3 protein-coding genes are annotated in these 2,625 nt (G+C 43.2%); 1 reads left to right on the forward strand and 2 read right to left on the reverse strand.

Annotated features, from left to right (window positions below; translation table 11 throughout):
- Positions 1-180 precede the first annotated feature (180 nt).
- Positions 181-516 carry a hypothetical protein gene (locus PX636_RS10910; RefSeq protein WP_288117165.1) on the reverse strand — a complete coding sequence of 112 codons (336 nt, stop codon included), beginning with the start codon at positions 514-516 and terminating at the stop codon, positions 181-183.
- Between the two features lie 294 nt (positions 517-810).
- Between PX636_RS10910 and rpe the strand changes: the two genes are divergently transcribed.
- Positions 811-1,518, forward strand: coding sequence for a ribulose-phosphate 3-epimerase (rpe, locus tag PX636_RS10915; protein WP_072926830.1), 708 nt, complete (start codon positions 811-813; stop codon positions 1,516-1,518).
- A 48-nt stretch (positions 1,519-1,566) separates the two neighbouring features.
- On the opposite strand, the gene hisN is transcribed toward rpe, so the two are convergent.
- Positions 1,567-2,373: a histidinol-phosphatase gene (gene hisN / locus PX636_RS10920; RefSeq protein ID WP_002791122.1), complete on the reverse strand. Its 807-nt coding sequence runs from the start codon at positions 2,371-2,373 to the stop codon at positions 1,567-1,569.
- Positions 2,374-2,625: the final 252 nt, after the last annotated feature.

Genomic DNA, 2,625 nt, shown 5'->3' on the forward strand with positions numbered 1-2,625 from the left:
ATCCATTGATAGATAAGGGTTTTCGGCTATTATGGTATATATGTATGGGGGAAGTTCAGGAATATGAGCAGAAACAGGCAATTCTTTTAGAGTCAATTGGGACTCACGATGAAGTTTATTAGTGCGGATGATTATTGCGCTCAGTTTGGAGAAAACGAACCAGAATCAAGATAAAAAACCCTAAGATGCTTCATTAACGGCTATTTCAGCTTTTTTGAGGGCAATTTGCCATTCTAAGTCGGCTATTTCTCGATCGAGTTCGGCAATTTCACTATTAACTTGCTTTAAATCGGCGATAATTTCTTGTTTACTGCGTTTTCTACCGTAGATAGCCAGTTCATCCTCTTGTAATTTCTCAAGGATAGAGTCTAGGGAACCGGTTAAATCGGCCGAGGGACTATCCATAATACCTAAACGCATTAAGACCTGTACCGCTTTGACAACGTCTTGCTGATAAGCTTCTCTAGAGGGGTAATCTTGGGGGTTTTTGAGATTTAAAGCGTCAATGATATTCATATTTCAGGTTATGAAGGTTAAATGCGAAACTGTGATTATGTCACACTTATATACCTCAAGTTTCTAATAAATTCCCTAACAGGGATGGCAATATCTTTTATTTTAGAGTAGAAATGATTGATTGTCAGTAGCGGTTATTGCTCTACAACAATTAAAAATTTTTGTCTGTTACAATTTATACAAAATGCTCTGGGATTACCCCGACTGAAAACTCAAATCCGATTAGTGATCACTGATCACTGATTGCTGATAAGATTGTTACGAAAATATAAACACGAAATTCTATAGTTAGCCATGACCCAAAACGGAAGCTCGAAGTCGATCGTTGTCTCTCCCTCGATCCTATCGGCGGATTTTAGTAAATTAGGAGCCGATATCGAGGCTGTGGATAAGGCAGGAGCAGATTGGATTCACGTTGATGTGATGGATGGTCGTTTTGTCCCGAATATCACCATTGGACCCCTGATTGTCTCCGCTATTCGTCCCTATACGAAAAAACCTTTAGATGTGCATTTAATGATCGTGGAACCAGAAAAATATGTGGCTGACTTTGCGAAAGCGGGTGCTGACATTATTTCTGTTCACGCTGAACATAATGCTTCTCCCCACCTCCATCGTACTCTTTGCCAAATCCGCGAACTCGGTAAACAAGCGGGTGTGGTATTAAATCCCTCCACTCCCCTAGATTTAATCGAATATGTGCTGCATTTGTGCGATTTAGTCCTAATTATGAGCGTTAACCCCGGTTTTGGTGGCCAGAGTTTTATCCCGGAAGTTGTCCCCAAAATCCGTCAATTACGTCAAATCTGCGATGAAAAAGGCTTGGATCCCTGGATTGAAGTGGATGGCGGCTTAAAACCGGCTAATACTTGGCAAGTTCTCGAAGCGGGTGCTAATGCGATTGTAGCAGGTTCGGCGGTATTTAATGCCCCCGATTACGGGACGGCGATCGAAGGTATCCGTAACAGCAAACGTCCCCAACCTCAATTAGCCACGGTTTAATTGCTGCGGGGGTGGGTTAGCTGTTGATTAATTATCTTAGTATTGGCACTAACCCACTCTGCTGATTTGTTCTAAAACCTGCCGCCATAAACCCGAATTAGAGACGGCTAAAACTTCGCTAGAATCAGCTTTTAGGGGATTACCAGACCAATCGCTAATTATTCCGCCCGCACCTTCAATAATCGGGATTAAAGCACAAAAATCGTAGTATTTCAGGTCTGATTCTAGGATGACCATCGGCATGGCAGTGCAGCCGGTGGCTAACATCATATAGTTATAACAATCACCCCCAAAAGCGGTACGTTTACAGACGCTTTGCAGCTGACGAGCGATCGCTTGTTGTCGTTCTGTGATAAACATTAAGGGAGTGGTGGAGGCTAAACAGGCATTTTTTAAGACAAGTTCCCGATCTTGACGGTAGGGATTAACAATCATCTGGTTATTATAAAGACTCGCTTTTCCCTTCACTCCTAACCAGCGATCGCCTAAAATCGGTTGATCGACAATTCCTAAAATCGGTTGATTTTCTGCCACTAGGCCGATTAAAGTCCCAAAAATAGGCAATCCTTTGACAAAAGAGGATGTGCCATCGATCGGATCCAATACCCAATAACGACCACTTTGGGAGGGAATATTGGCTCCTTCTTCTCGAATAACCCCATCTTCAGGCAATTCTCGCCGAATAATCGCCACCATCGCCTCCTCAGCTTCTTGATCGGCGATTGTTACTATTGAGGAAACTTGATCGAGTTTGGTCTCGGTTTCTAGATGGGGCTGCCGAAAATAGCGCCGGATAATCTCTCCAGACGCGTCCGCTAATTGATGAGCTAGTTGGATAGTGCGATCGATATTCATGAGGGGAAACAATACAGCAGAATTTAGAAGACAGGAGACAGGAGTAGGGAGTGTGGGAAGTGGGGAGGTGAGGGATTTAGCGGAAATTTCCCTATCACCCTAAATCCCTATTGCCCCTTCCATAGTGCGATCGATGTTCATCAATAAAAGTTATCCATACAGGAAAACAATAATGTTTATTTATGGTAAAGGGGAAGTGGGGGGGTGGGGGATTTAGGGGAAATTTCCCTATCACCCTAAATCCCTATTGCC

It is taken from the genome of Microcystis sp. M53598_WE2 (genome assembly GCF_030067735.1).
GTDB lineage: Bacteria > Cyanobacteriota > Cyanobacteriia > Cyanobacteriales > Microcystaceae > Microcystis > Microcystis aeruginosa.